The following is a 12,375-nucleotide window of genomic DNA, read 5'->3' on the forward strand; positions in this document are numbered from 1 at the left end:
CGATGTCAGTGGCGCGTGTCACCATCGGCCCATGGACAAAGTGCGGCAGATCAGGCTCGCCAAGGACGCCATGGACCGGGACTGGGCCGATCCGGAGCTCGACCTGGACGCCGTCGCCGCGCACGCCGGGTACTCGCGCTACCACTTCATCCGGGTGTTCCGGGAGACGTACGGCGAGACCCCCGGGCAGTACCTCACGCACCGGCGGATCGAGCGGGCCGAGGAGATGCTGAGGGGCGCCGACCTGAGCGTGACCGAGATCTGCCATCTGGTCGGGTTCAGCAGCCTCGGCACCTTCTCCGCCCGCTTCAAGGCGCGGACCGGCCTCGCCCCGAGCGAGTACCGCACCGAGCACGTGGGCCGCGGAGCCGCCCTGATCCCCGGCTGCTACGCCATGCTCTGGGCCGGCGGCTTCCCCACCGCGAGAGGCACCGCGGGAGGCACCGCGAGGACCGCAACTTCGAAGAAGCGGCCCGGCCCCGCCGCTGCCTACGGTGACGAGGAGGAACCCCCCGACGACAGGAGAGCGGAGCCATGATCCAGGGTCTGGGCATCACCACCGTGTGGACCTTCGACCAGCAGCGCACCAAGGCCTTCTTCACCGAGAAGCTGGACTTCGAGGTGCGCAGCGAGGTCTCGATGGGCGACATGACATGGGTCACCGTCGGCGCGAAGGAGCAGCAGGGCGTCGAGCTGGCGCTGATGAGCCTCGACGGCCCGGGTCTCGACCCCGAGTCCGCCGAGGCGCTGAAGAAGCTCGTCGGCAAGGGCGTGATGGGCGCGGGCGCGTTCCGCACCGACGACTGCCGAGGGGACTACGAGACGTTCCGGGCGCGCGGGGTGGAGTTCGTCCAGGAGCCCCAGGAGCGGCCGTACGGCATCGAGGCGATCTTCCGCGACGACAACGGCAACTGGTACTCGCTGACCCAGCGCAGTGACGAGCTGGACTTCTCCAAGGACTGGGCGTGACGGAGGTCGTGGCCGAGGCCGATCACACCGCCGTCCGGGTCGCCCTCTGGCGGGCGCTGCACGTGTGCGCCGATCCGCCGCCGCACGTGCTGGAGGACGAGATCGGACTGCGGCTCGCGGACCCGGACGAGGGGTGGCGGGACCGGCCGGACATGGACGTGCACGCCACCCGCCGCACCCGGGCCTCGATCGTGGCGCGGACCCGGTTCGTGGAGGACCTCGTCGTCGAGCGGGACGTCGGGCAGTACGTCGTCCTCGGCGCCGGCCTCGACACGTTCGCCCAGCGCAGACCGGAGATCGCCGCCGAGCGCGGGTTGCGGGTCTTCGAGGTGGACCGGCCGGGACCGCAGTCCTGGAAGCGCCGGAGGCTGGAGCAGCTCGGTCTCGGCGTCCCCGAGTGGCTGCGGCTCGTACCGGTCGACTTCGAGGGGGACTGGTGGGGGACCCTGGCCGCGGCCGGCTTCGATCCCGGGCGCCCCGCGGTGGTGGCCTCCACGGGCGTCACGATGTACCTCACCCGGGAGGCGAACGACGCCACCTTCCGCGCGGTCGCCGGGCTCGCCCAGGGTTCCACGCTGGTCACGACCTTCCTGCGGCCGCCGGAGGATGTCGAGCCGGACCAGCGGGCACAGATGGAAGCGGCGGTGCGGGGAGCGCGGGCGGCGGGGACACCCTTCCTCAGCTTCTTCAGGCCCGCCGAGATCCTGACCCTGGCGCGCGAGTGCGGTTTCCCGGACGTCCGGCACGTCCCGGTGGAGGAACTGGACCGGCGGTACTTCCGGGGCAGGACGGACGGCGTACGGCCGTCCAGGGGGGAGGAGCTGGTGGTGGCGACCACCTGAGAGTTCCGGCCGCAGCTCACGGCAGCAGCGGGTAGCTCCCCGTCGCCGTGGGCGCGTGTTCCGGCAGCCACAGCACCGCCACCGCGCCCTCCGCCGGAACCCCGTCGGCGGCTCCCGCCGGGCGGACGTTGCGGAAGGTCAGCCGGGCTCCCATGACCCGTGCCTGGCCGGCCGCGATGGTCAGCCCCAGACCGTGCCCGTGCCCCGCGCGGTCCGCGCTGCCCGTGCGGAAGCGGCTCGGGCCGTCGGCGAGGAGGTCCTCGGGGAAACCGGGACCGTGGTCGCGGACGCGGATGACGCGGCCCTCCACGGTGACCTCGATGGGCGGGCTGCCGTGCCGGGCGGCGTTGGCGAGGAGGTTGAACAGGACGCGTTCCAGGCGGCGCGGATCGGTGGTGACCTCCGACTCGTGCACCACACGGACCTCGATCCCGGGGTCCTTGGCGGCCACCCGGCGGGTGACGAACTCGCCGAGCAGGATGTCCTGGAGCTCGGCCCGCTCCGAGGCGCCGTCCAGCCGGGCCACCTCCAGGACGTCCTCGACGAGGGTGCGCATGGCCTTCGCCCGGTCCAGGACCAATTCCGTGGGCCGCCCCGGAGGCAGCAGTTCCGCAGCCGTCAGCAGGCCCGTCACCGGGGTCCGCAGTTCGTGCGCGATGTCGGCGGTGACCCGCCGCTCGGCCTCCAGCCGCTGCTGGAGCGCGTCCGCCATGGCGTCCACGGCGCTCGCGAGGTCGTCGGTCTCGTCCCGAACGACCCCGCCGATCGCGTCCCTGACCCGGACGTCCGTCTCGCCCTTGGCCATCTGGTTCGCCGCGGTCGCCGCCTTGCGCAGCCGCCGCGACAACTGCCCGCCGATGAGCACGCCGAGCGCGCTGCCGCCCAGGACCACCGCGATGGAGCCGATCACCAGGGCCTGGTCGAGATCCTTGAGGATGTCCGTGCTGCGGTCCGTGAACCCGGTGTGCAGCGACAGCACGTGCCCGCCCTTGACCGGGACCGCGGCCCAGATGTCCGGCCCCCGGTCGGGCCGGTCGGAGACGTACGTCGCCCGGCGGCCCTCCTCGACCTTCTCGCGCAGCGCGGGCGGCAGACGGCGGTCGTCGACCGCGATGCTGGGGAAGTTCGGCTTGCCCGTCAGCTCGTAGTTGCGCTGGGCGATCTGGATGCGCTCGTCGGCGAGGTCGCGCGCGTTGTCCAGCATCGAGACGCGGGCCGCGTTGTGCACGACCAGGCTGAGCGCGACCGCCACGAGCGCGCCGACCAGCGCGATGGCCGCGCTGAGCTTCCATCTCAGCCCCGTCCGCATCACCACGCGCTCCGTCACCGGGCCCCGAAGGATCCCCCGCATGCCCCAGGCCCCCGCTCAGGCCTTCAACTTGTAGCCGAAGCCGCGGACCGTCTCGATCCGGTCCTGGCCGATCTTCGTCCGCAGCCGCTGCACATGGACGTCGACGACCCGGGTGTCACCGCCCCAGCCGTAGTCCCACACCCGTTCCAGGAGCTTGTCCCGGGACAGGACCGTGCCCGGCGCGGAGGAGAACTCGAGCAGCAGCCGCATCTCGGTCGGGGTGAGCGCCACCGGCTGCCCGCCCTTGCGCACCTCCATGCCCTCGGTGTCGACCTCCAGCTCCCCGAAGGTCAGCACACCCCCGGCGGCCGCGTCGGCGCCCACGTCGCCCTTGTCGGTCCCGCCCGCGTGCCCGAAGCGGCGCAGCACCGCGCGGATCCGGGCGACCAGCACCGCCCCGTCGAAGGGCTTGGTCACGTAGTCGTCGGCGCCGGCCTCCAGACCGAGCACCACGTCGATCGAGTCGGCCCGCGCCGACAGCATGATCACCGGCACGGTGGACTCGTCGCGGATACGGCGGCACAGGCTGACCCCGTCCAGGCCCGGGACCATGACGTCCAGCAGGGCGATGTCGGGGCGGTCCGCCCGGAACGCCTCCAGGCCCGACAGGCCGTCGGGCATGGCCGTGACCGCGAAGCCGTCCCGCTCCAGGGCGAGTTGGGTGGCCTCGCGGATGACGTCGTCGTCCTCGACGAACAGCACGTGGGTCTGGTCTGCCATCCGGTGCTCTCACTCTTCGGGGTCGTTGCGGTCACTGCGGGATCGTTGCGGGCGGCCCGATCGGTTCAGCTGTCGGGCACCGGCGTCGGATCCGTGCCGACGACGTTGCTGTAGTCGCTGTGGGTCCGGTACACCGCGGCGAACCGCCCCGAGGCCCAGCGGTACGTGATCACGTTCTCGCCGGACGGGTCCGACACCGGGTCGCCCTTCTCGTACACCTGCTTGGTCACCACCAGGTCGCCGCGGTCTATCTCGGCGTAGACCGGAGGTTCCTCGGTCTGGAAGACATTCTGGTAGGAACCGTCCTCCTCGCGGTACACGTACGAGCCGACGCCCACCAGATCGGCACAGGTCACGACGTTGACGACGACGTCGTCGGCCGGGCCGCCGGTCAGGTCGCCGTAGAAGAGGTCGACCGGGTACTGGTCGGTGCCGCAGGGTTCGAGATCGCGCTTGACCGCCTCGGAGACCTTCGGGTCGGACCGGAGCAGGGCGATCGCGCCCTTGCGGTCCAGGCGCGGGGAGGCCATGGCGGACGGCATGGCGGAGGGGGAGACGCCGGTCCCCGCGACCGCGTGCGCCGGACCCTCGTCACGGGTGCCGGTGCCGCCGGTGGCGCAGCCGGAGACGAAAAGGGCGAGGGCGGCCAGCACGGCCACCGCCGTGCTCGCCGCCTGGAAGATCCCCCGGACCGGAGCGAGGTCCGGCCGGGTGGGCCCGGGTTCGGTCAGGCCGCCGCGCAACGCTCCCGCTCCTCACGCTCCAGCGCGCGTGCGTCCAGGTCGCGGGCCTCCAGCTCCTCGCGGAGCCGGGCGAGCGCCCGGTGCAGCGTGCTCTTGACCGTACCGGCCGACATGCCGAGGGCGGCGGCCGTCTCCTCCGTGGACATCTGCTCCCAGTGTCGCAGCACCACGACGCTGCGCTGCTTGGGGGCCAGCACCTTCATGACGTCCATCAGCAGGGCGCGGTCCGCGTGCTGCTCGGTGGAGTCGTCGACCGAGGCGTCCGGGAGCTGCTCGGTCGGCACCTCCTCCAGCTTCCGCGCCCGCCACCACTCCGTACGGGTGTTGATCATCACCCGGCGCAGGTAGGCGTCCGCGAGCCGCTTGTCCTCGATGGTCTCCCAGCGGCCGTACGTCCGCACGAGCGCCGTCTGGAGCAGGTCCTGCGCGTCGACCGGGTCCGGGACCAGGCGGCGTGCGCTGCGCAGCAGCGCGTCCTGCCGGGTGCGGACGTACTCCTCGAACTCGAGCACCTCGCCCTGCGCCATGTCGACCGCCTCCTGATCCCCGTTCCGGCAGTCCCTGCCGGTTGTCTTCACGTCTGCTGCCGCCTGGTGTGCGGCATGGCAACGAAGCTACGGAGCGGTTGTCACGGGGCTGTGCGGAGCAGCGCGCGGCTGGCAATCGGCTGTCCGTCGGTTGTGTAACGGAAGCCGAAAAGGGGTAAACCGGCGCGGGTTTTCGCGCCGGTTCAGGGGCATTTGCCGGTTTGCTTGTGCCGGGCTATGTCAACGGCAGCCGATACAAACCACCCGGGAGGGGTTCGACGAGCCCGTCCGCGACCAGACCGTCCAGGGCCCGCGCCCGCTGCACCGGCTCGTGCCACACCCGGTCGAGGGCCGCCTGCGGGACGGGCGTGTGGGCCTCCCGCAGCACGGCGAGCAGCTTGCCGCGCACCTGGCGGTCGGTACCGGCGTACGTCTGTCCGCGCCGCGCCGGCCCGTCGTGCTCGGGCTTGCCGGCGAGCCGCCAGGCGCACTGGGCGGCGATGGGACAGCGCTGGCACGTCTCGTTCTTGGCCGTGCAGACGAGCGCGCCGAGCTCCATGGAGGCGGCGGCCCAGCGCGCGGCGGTCCTCTCGTCCTCCGGCAGCAGCGCGCGGGCGAGCTTGCGCTCGGCGGCGGTGGTGGCGTTCGGCGGGTACTGCACACCGGTCACCGCCCGGGCGAGCACCCGCCGCACGTTGGTGTCCAGCACCGCGTGCCGCTGCCCGTACGCGAAGGAGGCGACGGCGGCCGCCGTGTACTCGCCGATCCCGGGCAGCGCGAGCAGTTGCGCGTGGTCCGTCGGTACGTCACCGCCGTGCCGTTCCGTTATGGCGACCGCGGCACCGTGCAGCCGCAGCGCCCGGCGCGGATAGCCGAGCCGGCCCCAGGCGCGCACGGCCTCACCGGGCGCCTCCGCGGCCAGGTCGGCGGGGCGCGGCCACCGCGCGAGCCACTGCTCGTAGACCGGGAGGACCCGGCTGACGGGCGTCTGCTGGAGCATGAACTCGCTGACCATCACCCCCCACGGCCCGGCCTCGGGCCGCCGCCACGGCAGATCCCGGGCGTGCTCGTCGAACCAGTCGATGACGGGGGAGTGCAGGCCCGCTCCGGGCGGAGCGTCGGTGCTGCCGTCGGCGGGGCTGCTGTGCGGGGGCTTCGTGGGCGCAGTCATGGCCTTCCGATCCTGCCATGGCCGGGGGCCCGCGCGGACGGACCGCCACCCCGGGGGGCGCCTGCACCTGATGACCGAAGGCGGTGCGGGCCGTACCGGCACCGCAAGGGGCGGCGCCGGGAGCGGCGGGCAACTCACGGCGCGCGGGGCGGAGTCGGTGGCCGGCCCTGGCCAGAGCTGCAAGGGACGCGATCGCGAATGCGTGGGCGGCGGGGGTGAACAGCGCGCCGGGGAGCGGGAGTCCGCTCTCCGTCCACGTCCGGGCGCCGTGTCGTACCCACGTGCGGGTGTCATCGGTGACGTCGGCGACGGGCCGGTGGGCATCGGCCTCCTCGAAATCCACGGTCACGGACCGTAGGCGGCAGGCGGATACGGTCACACCCCGCGATCGTCACGTGTCAGTTCCGGAATGATGATCCTGAAAAGTTGTGGCGCCGGACGGCGGGTGAGGACGGTGAACTCGCCGATCTCTCGTACAGTTTGCGCCGTGGGATCTCTGCGCAATCCGGTCGGGCCGCTTCCCTCCTCCATCTACTGGCGACGGAGGGCCGTCATGCTGTCCGTCCTAGCCGTGCTGGCGTTGCTGATCGCGTGGATCGTCACCTCCGGCGGCGGAGGCGGCAAGAACGGCGCGGACGGGCCCAACGACAAGAATCCCTCCCCCTCCACGATCACCCCCGGCCCCTCCGGTTCCGGGCCGGCGATCAGCCAAGCCCCGGGCGGCCGCGACGAGTCGACGACCGGCGGCGACACCGGCGGGGGTTCGGGCTCGGGCTCCGGTTCCGCCGGCGGCGCGGGTGCGGCCGCGGGGGGCGGCTCGGGGGCCGGCGGCGAGACCGGCACGGGCGGCTCCGCGGGTGCGGGCGGCTCGGGCGCCGGGGGCGTCGGCGTCGGCGGCAGCGGTACGGGCATCGGGGTCGGGCAGAGCGACACCCTCCCGGCCGGTTCCGCGCTGCCCAACTGCACGGCGGGCGCGGTGAGGTTGAGCGTGCGCAGCCTGCACAACGCCTACGAGCCCGGCGAGACGCCGACGCTGCTGCTGACCGCGACGAACACCTCCGGCAGTGACTGCAAGGTCGATCTCGGGCCCAGGAACGCGGTGTTGACGATCACTCAGGCCGACGAGGACGACCCGTACTGGTCGTCCGCCGACTGCCCCAGGACCGCGGGCCACCTGGTCTACCGGGCTCCGGCCGGAAGCAGCATCACGTACACCGTGAAGTGGGACCGCAAGCCGAGCGCTCCGCAGTGCGCGACGCCTCCCGCGGGGTCGGCGGGGGCCGGTACCTACCTGGTGGAGGTCAAGGCGCCCGGGTATGCCACGGCTCAGGCCTCGTTCGTGCTGGAGAACGACTGAGACGACCAAGGGGGTGCCGCGGATGGTTGTTCGTCGTCCGCGGCCCGGTGGGGGCCTGTCGCGCCGTCTCCCGCGCCCCTGAAGGCTCTAGACGTAGCGTTCCAGGATCGAGCTCTCCGCCAGCCTCGACAGGCCCTCCCGGACGCTCCTCGCCCTCGCCTCGCCGACGCCGTCCACCGTCTGGAGGTCGTCGACGCTGGCCGCCAGCAGCTTCTGGAGGCCGCCGAAGTGCTCCACCAGGCGGTCGATGATCGCGCCCGGCAGCCGGGGGACCTTGGCCAGGAGGCGGAAGCCGCGGGGGGAGACGCCCGAGTCGATCGCCTCGGGGGAGCCGGTGTAGCCCAGGGCGCGAGCCACGGTGGGGAGTTCGAGGAGCTCGGCGTGGGTCAGCGCGTCCAGCTCCGACAGCGCCTCGTCGACCGTGCGGGAGCGCTTCGCGGTGGGCTCGGGGACGTAGTCCCGGACCACCAGTTCGCGTTCCGGCTCCACGCCCGCGATCAACTCGTCGAGCTGGAGGGCGAGCAGGCGTCCGTCCGTGCCGAGTTCGACCACGTACTCGGCGATCTCCGTGGCGATACGGCGGACCATCTCCAGGCGCTGGGCCACGGCCGACACGTCCCGGACGGTGACCAGGTCCTCGATCTCCAGCGCGGAGAGCGTGCCCGCGACCTCGTCCAGGCGCAGCTTGTAGCGCTCCAGGGTCGCCAGGGCCTGGTTGGCGCGGGACAGGATCGCCGCGGAGTCCTCCAGGACGCGGCGCTGCCCGTCGACGTACAGGGCGATCAGGCGCATCGACTGGGAGACCGAGACCACCGGGAAGCCGACCTGCTTGCTCACCCGGTCCGCGGTGCGGTGCCGGGTGCCCGTCTCCTCCGTCGGGATCGTCGCGTCGGGCACGAACTGCACGCCCGCCCGCAGGATCTTCGACAGGTCGGACGAGAGCACGATGCCGCCGTCCAGCTTGCACAGCTCACGCAGACGCGTGGCCGCGAACTCGACGTCCAGGACGAAACCGCCCGTGCACATCGTCTCCACCGTCTTGTCGAAGCCGAGCACGATGAGTCCGCCGGTGTTGCCGCGCAGCACCCGCTCGAGGCCGTCGCGCAGGGGGGTGCCGGGGGCCACGGCGCTCAGGGAGGCGCGCATCAGGCCATCGGAACCGGCACTCCCACCGGACTTTCCGGGAGCTGCTGCCCGGTCGTTGGCTGCCACTGCTCTCCTCCGGTCGCGGGGTCTTGGGCGCTCCCGTGTCGCACATTCGGTTCGTACGGACGGGCGAGACCAGGGCAAAGTCTACCGGCGGTCCTCCGCGTCCCGCGGGGCCTCTCGCCGACGCGAGCGCGGAAGGACCCTCAGGGCGTCCCCTATGTCCGCGACTTCCAGGACCTTCATACCGGCCGGGACCTTGCCGGGATCGCCCGGAACGAGCGCGTGAGTGAACCCCAGACGGTGGGCCTCGGAGAGCCTGCGCTGGACGCCCGTGACCCGTCTGACCTCGCCCGCGAGCCCCACCTCGCCGATCGCGACGAGGTTCTTGGGCAGCGGGGTGTCGCTCGCCGCCGACGCCAGGGCGAGCGCGACCGCGAGGTCCGCGGCAGGTTCCGAAAGCTTTACCCCGCCGACCGTCGCGGAGTAGATGTCCCGCTTGCCGAGCGCGCTGATCCGGCCGCGCTGCTCCAGGACGGCGAGCATCATCGAGACACGGGAGGTCTCCAGGCCCGAGGTGGTGCGCCGGGGCGAGGGGATCTGCGAGTCGACGGTGAGCGCCTGGACCTCGGCCACCAGGGGGCGGCGGCCCTCCAGGGTGACGGTGAGACAGGTACCGGGGACCGGTTCGTCACGACGTGTCAGGAAAAGTCCGCTCGGGTCCGCGAGGCCCGTGATGCCCTCGTCGTGCAGCTCGAAGCAGCCGACCTCGTCGGTGGCGCCGTAGCGGTTCTTGACGCCCCGTACGAGCCTGAGGCGGGCGTGCCGGTCGCCCTCGAAGCTCAGCACCACGTCCACCAGGTGCTCCAGCAGGCGCGGGCCGGCGATCGCGCCGTCCTTGGTGACATGGCCCACCAGGAGCGTGGACATGCCGCGCTCCTTGGAGGCCCGGATCAGCGCCCCGGCCACCTCGCGCACCTGGGCCATGCCGCCGGGGGCGCCGTCGATCTCCGGGGAGGCCACCGTCTGCACCGAGTCGAGGATCAGCAGCGACGGCTTCACCGCGTCCAGGTGCCCGAGCACCGCCGACAGGTCGGTCTCGGCGGCGAGATACAGGTGGTCGTCGATCGCGCCGATGCGGTCGGCGCGCAGCCGGACCTGGCTCGCGGACTCCTCGCCGGTCACGTAGAGCGTGCGGTGCTCGTCGCTCGCCGCCTTGGCCGCCACGTCCAGCAGCAGCGTGGACTTGCCGACGCCGGGCTCGCCCGCGAGGAGCACCACCGCGCCGGGAACGAGACCGCCGCCGAGCACCCGGTCCAGCTCCGGCACACCGGTGGAGCGGGCGGTGGCCTGGCGGCCGTCGACCTGGCCGATGGGCACGGCGGAGGTGGTGACGCGGCCGGGTGTCGTCGTACGCACCGCGGGGGCGCCGTACTCCTCGATCGTCCCCCAGGCCTGGCACTCGGGGCAGCGGCCGAGCCACTTGGCCGTCTGCCAGCCGCACTCGGTGCAGCGGTAGGACGGGCGCTCCTTGGCGGACTTCGTACGGGTGGCCATGCACGAACCGTAACCGCCGCCACTGACAACGCCGTCGCCGCCCGCCGGACGGCACGCGGTCCGGCACGGGGAAGCGCCGCCCGCCCGACAGGTGAATCGGCCACGGCACGGTGGGAACGAGCCATGGAATCGCGGGTTCCCGTCCCCTATTGAGGGATCGTTTCACCCGTACGGAGTAAAAGTGCTCAAGGCGCAGGAAGGGGCCATGTTTCGCCCCCTACGGTCCACGGATGATGAGCAGCAGTCCGGAGACCTCGACCCGCACCACCGGCGCGCACCGGGCGCAACGGCAGGAGCGCGACCGCGGCGCGGCGCGCACCCTGGCGCAGCGGCCGCCCGCGCGCTGTGAGCCGTACCTCGACGGCCTGTTCACCTACTGCATGTCCGTGCTGTGCGACCACGACGCGGCGACCGCCGCCCTCGCCGACGTCCTCGCGCTCGCCGAGCGGCGCGGCGGCCCGGACGCGGCCGGCGACCGCAGGGCCTGGCTGTACGCCTTGGCCCGCTGGGCCTGTCTGCGCAAGCTCGCCGAGGCCAAGCAGAAACGTCAGGCCACGCACGCGGCGGGCCGCCACGGCGCGTCCCGGCAGCCCGCCGAACCCCCGCCCGCCGAGGACGTGCTGGAGGCGCGGCGCCGCGAACTCGCCCTGCTGGCCTGGCCGGAGGCGGCCGGTACCACCCCCGAGCAGCGCGAGGCGCTCGAACTCGCCGTGCGCCACCACCTCGCCGCCCACGAGGTCGCCGCCGTCCTCGGCATGGACCTCGCCGGCGCCCGTGAACTGCTCGCCTCCGCCGCCTGCGAGGTCGAGCGCACACGCGCGGCCCTCGCCGTCGTCGAGACCGGCGACTGCCCGAGCGTGGCGCGGCTGACCGGCGACAGCCAGTTCGTGCTCAGCTCCGCCCTGCGCCGCGAACTCGTGCGCCACGTCGACGACTGTCCGCGTTGCCGCCGCAGTGCCGAGCGCGCGATCCCCGGCCGCTGGCCCGGCGCCATGATCACGCCCGCCGAGCTGCCCGTGCTGGAGGCACCCCGCGCGGCCCTGCACAAGGCGTCGGCGCACCCGCCACGCGCGCGTGGCGTCGCCGTGCCCCGCTTCGACTGGCGCGGCTTCCCGATGGACCCCAAGGACCGGGCCGCCCGCCGCGACCGCCTCCGCGCGCGTGCCGTCACCACGACCGTCGTCGCCACCGTCGTCGCCGCCCCCGTGCTGGCCCTGTGGGCCGCCTACCGGGGTGGCCCCGGCGAGGAGGCCGACGGCCACTCCACCAGCGCCAGCGAGGCGCACGGCCCCGACAGCCTGGACGGCGTGGCGGCCAGCGGCGGCTACCAGAACGCCGGCAACGCCAGCGCGAAACCCGGCAACCGCTTCGCCAAGGACGGCCGTCCCGACGTCTCGGTGGAGGTGGTGAGCGTCGCCGGGGCCGGCCGGAAGGGCGCCGGACACCTGGAGGTCCGCGCCGGCAACAGCGGCGACACCACGCTGGTCACCCTCACCGCCACCGGCGACGCCCCGGTCCGCTGGTCGGCCACCACGGGCGCCCCCTGGCTCTACCTGAGCCAGTCCTCGGGAACCCTGAAACCCGGCGAGTCGTTGACGATCAAGGTGTACGTCGACCATCTGCGCGAGCCGTCCGGCCCCTGGAGCGCGCGCGTGGCCATCGCACCGGCAGGCGCCGTCGTCACCATCGAGGGCTACGGCACGGCGCCCGCCCCGTCCGACCCCGGCGAGCCGACGACACCGCCGTCCAGCCCCGGCCCCACGGCCTCGACCCCCTCGGACCCCACACCCAGCGACCCGCCGACCTCGTCCCCCTCCCCGACCCCGGCGGACCCCACCCCGTCCGGCCCGCCGAGCCCGACGGCCTCACCGACGGACGGCGACGGACCGAGTCCGTCGGCGTCGTGATGAGTGCCGGGGGTGCCGTGAGGGGTGCCCGGGGGTGCCGTCAGGGGTGCCCGGGGAGCCGTCAGAGGTGCCGGGGGAGGCCGCC

The 12,375-nt window shown here is 73.3% G+C and carries 12 protein-coding genes; 5 read left to right on the top strand and 7 right to left on the bottom strand.

The annotated features are described in order from the left end of the window. Nucleotides 1-31 precede the first annotated feature (31 nt). The 3 genes from ACIQJT_RS18850 to ACIQJT_RS18860 are packed head-to-tail and all read left to right on the top strand — an operon-like array spanning nucleotide 32 to nucleotide 1,811. Nucleotides 32-538: a helix-turn-helix transcriptional regulator gene (locus tag ACIQJT_RS18850; RefSeq protein WP_402644712.1), complete on the top strand. Its 507-nt coding sequence runs from the start codon at nucleotides 32-34 to the stop codon at nucleotides 536-538. After that, nucleotides 535-969, top strand: a complete 435-nt coding sequence (locus tag ACIQJT_RS18855) for a VOC family protein (RefSeq protein ID WP_053851128.1) — start codon at nucleotides 535-537, stop codon at nucleotides 967-969. The genes ACIQJT_RS18850 and ACIQJT_RS18855 overlap by 4 nt, the downstream gene beginning before the upstream one ends. Then, on the top strand, nucleotides 960-1,811 hold the full coding sequence (locus tag ACIQJT_RS18860) for a class I SAM-dependent methyltransferase (RefSeq protein WP_402644809.1): 852 nt from the start codon (nucleotides 960-962) through the stop codon (nucleotides 1,809-1,811). The genes ACIQJT_RS18855 and ACIQJT_RS18860 overlap by 10 nt, the downstream gene beginning before the upstream one ends. Nucleotides 1,812-1,827: 16 nt before the next feature. On the opposite strand, the gene cseC is transcribed toward ACIQJT_RS18860, so the two are convergent. From cseC to ACIQJT_RS18885, 5 genes are all read right to left on the bottom strand, one after another. Next, nucleotides 1,828-3,162 carry a two-component system sensor histidine kinase CseC gene (gene cseC, locus ACIQJT_RS18865; protein WP_365461186.1) on the bottom strand — a complete coding sequence of 445 codons (1,335 nt, stop codon included), beginning with the start codon at nucleotides 3,160-3,162 and terminating at the stop codon, nucleotides 1,828-1,830. Between the two features lie 15 nt (nucleotides 3,163-3,177). Continuing rightward, nucleotides 3,178-3,882 carry a two-component system response regulator CseB gene (gene cseB / locus ACIQJT_RS18870; protein ID WP_402644716.1) on the bottom strand — a complete coding sequence of 235 codons (705 nt, stop codon included), beginning with the start codon at nucleotides 3,880-3,882 and terminating at the stop codon, nucleotides 3,178-3,180. Between the two features lie 65 nt (nucleotides 3,883-3,947). Next, nucleotides 3,948-4,625, bottom strand: a complete 678-nt coding sequence (locus tag ACIQJT_RS18875; RefSeq protein ID WP_365461190.1) for a hypothetical protein — start codon at nucleotides 4,623-4,625, stop codon at nucleotides 3,948-3,950. Continuing rightward, a complete protein-coding gene (locus ACIQJT_RS18880) occupies nucleotides 4,610-5,152 on the bottom strand; it encodes a SigE family RNA polymerase sigma factor (protein WP_020122536.1) in 543 nt (180 codons plus the stop codon). The genes ACIQJT_RS18875 and ACIQJT_RS18880 overlap by 16 nt, the downstream gene beginning before the upstream one ends. Nucleotides 5,153-5,387: 235 nt before the next feature. After that, entirely contained in the window at nucleotides 5,388-6,323 is a 936-nt protein-coding gene (locus tag ACIQJT_RS18885; protein ID WP_402644720.1) for an A/G-specific adenine glycosylase, read from the bottom strand. A 487-nt stretch (nucleotides 6,324-6,810) separates the two neighbouring features. Here ACIQJT_RS18885 and ACIQJT_RS18890 point away from each other — a divergent pair, with 487 nt between their 5' ends. Then, nucleotides 6,811-7,680, top strand: a complete 870-nt coding sequence (locus ACIQJT_RS18890) for a hypothetical protein (RefSeq protein WP_402644723.1) — start codon at nucleotides 6,811-6,813, stop codon at nucleotides 7,678-7,680. An 87-nt stretch (nucleotides 7,681-7,767) separates the two neighbouring features. Here the strand turns inward: ACIQJT_RS18890 and disA are convergent, their stop codons facing one another. Together disA and radA are read right to left on the bottom strand one after the other, a co-directional pair. Next, entirely contained in the window at nucleotides 7,768-8,892 is a 1,125-nt protein-coding gene (gene disA / locus ACIQJT_RS18895) for a DNA integrity scanning diadenylate cyclase DisA (protein ID WP_365461196.1), read from the bottom strand. A gap of 81 nt (nucleotides 8,893-8,973) precedes the next feature. After that, complete coding sequence (radA, locus tag ACIQJT_RS18900) at nucleotides 8,974-10,383, bottom strand: DNA repair protein RadA (RefSeq protein WP_020141097.1); 1,410 nt, start codon at nucleotides 10,381-10,383, stop codon at nucleotides 8,974-8,976. A 230-nt stretch (nucleotides 10,384-10,613) separates the two neighbouring features. Here radA and ACIQJT_RS18905 point away from each other — a divergent pair, with 230 nt between their 5' ends. Continuing rightward, a complete protein-coding gene (locus tag ACIQJT_RS18905; protein ID WP_402644728.1) occupies nucleotides 10,614-12,290 on the top strand; it encodes a hypothetical protein in 1,677 nt (558 codons plus the stop codon). Nucleotides 12,291-12,375: the final 85 nt, after the last annotated feature.

It is taken from the genome of Streptomyces sp. NPDC091972 (assembly GCF_044756385.1).
GTDB lineage: Bacteria > Actinomycetota > Actinomycetes > Streptomycetales > Streptomycetaceae > Streptomyces.

Bases quoted from the DNA above. Each gene is read 5' to 3' on its own strand.
- ACIQJT_RS18885 (WP_402644720.1), bottom strand. From the start codon at position 6,323: ATGACTGCGCCCACGAAGCCCCCGCACAGCAGCCCCGCCGACGGCAGC.
- ACIQJT_RS18850 (WP_402644712.1), top strand. From the start codon at position 32: ATGGACAAAGTGCGGCAGATCAGGCTCGCCAAGGACGCCATGGACCGG.
- ACIQJT_RS18855 (WP_053851128.1), top strand. From the start codon at position 535: ATGATCCAGGGTCTGGGCATCACCACCGTGTGGACCTTCGACCAGCAG.
- ACIQJT_RS18880 (WP_020122536.1), bottom strand. From the start codon at position 5,152: ATGGCGCAGGGCGAGGTGCTCGAGTTCGAGGAGTACGTCCGCACCCGG.
- ACIQJT_RS18905 (WP_402644728.1), top strand. From the start codon at position 10,614: ATGATGAGCAGCAGTCCGGAGACCTCGACCCGCACCACCGGCGCGCAC.
- cseC (WP_365461186.1), bottom strand. From the start codon at position 3,162: ATGCGGGGGATCCTTCGGGGCCCGGTGACGGAGCGCGTGGTGATGCGG.
- cseB (WP_402644716.1), bottom strand. From the start codon at position 3,882: ATGGCAGACCAGACCCACGTGCTGTTCGTCGAGGACGACGACGTCATC.
- radA (WP_020141097.1), bottom strand. From the start codon at position 10,383: ATGGCCACCCGTACGAAGTCCGCCAAGGAGCGCCCGTCCTACCGCTGC.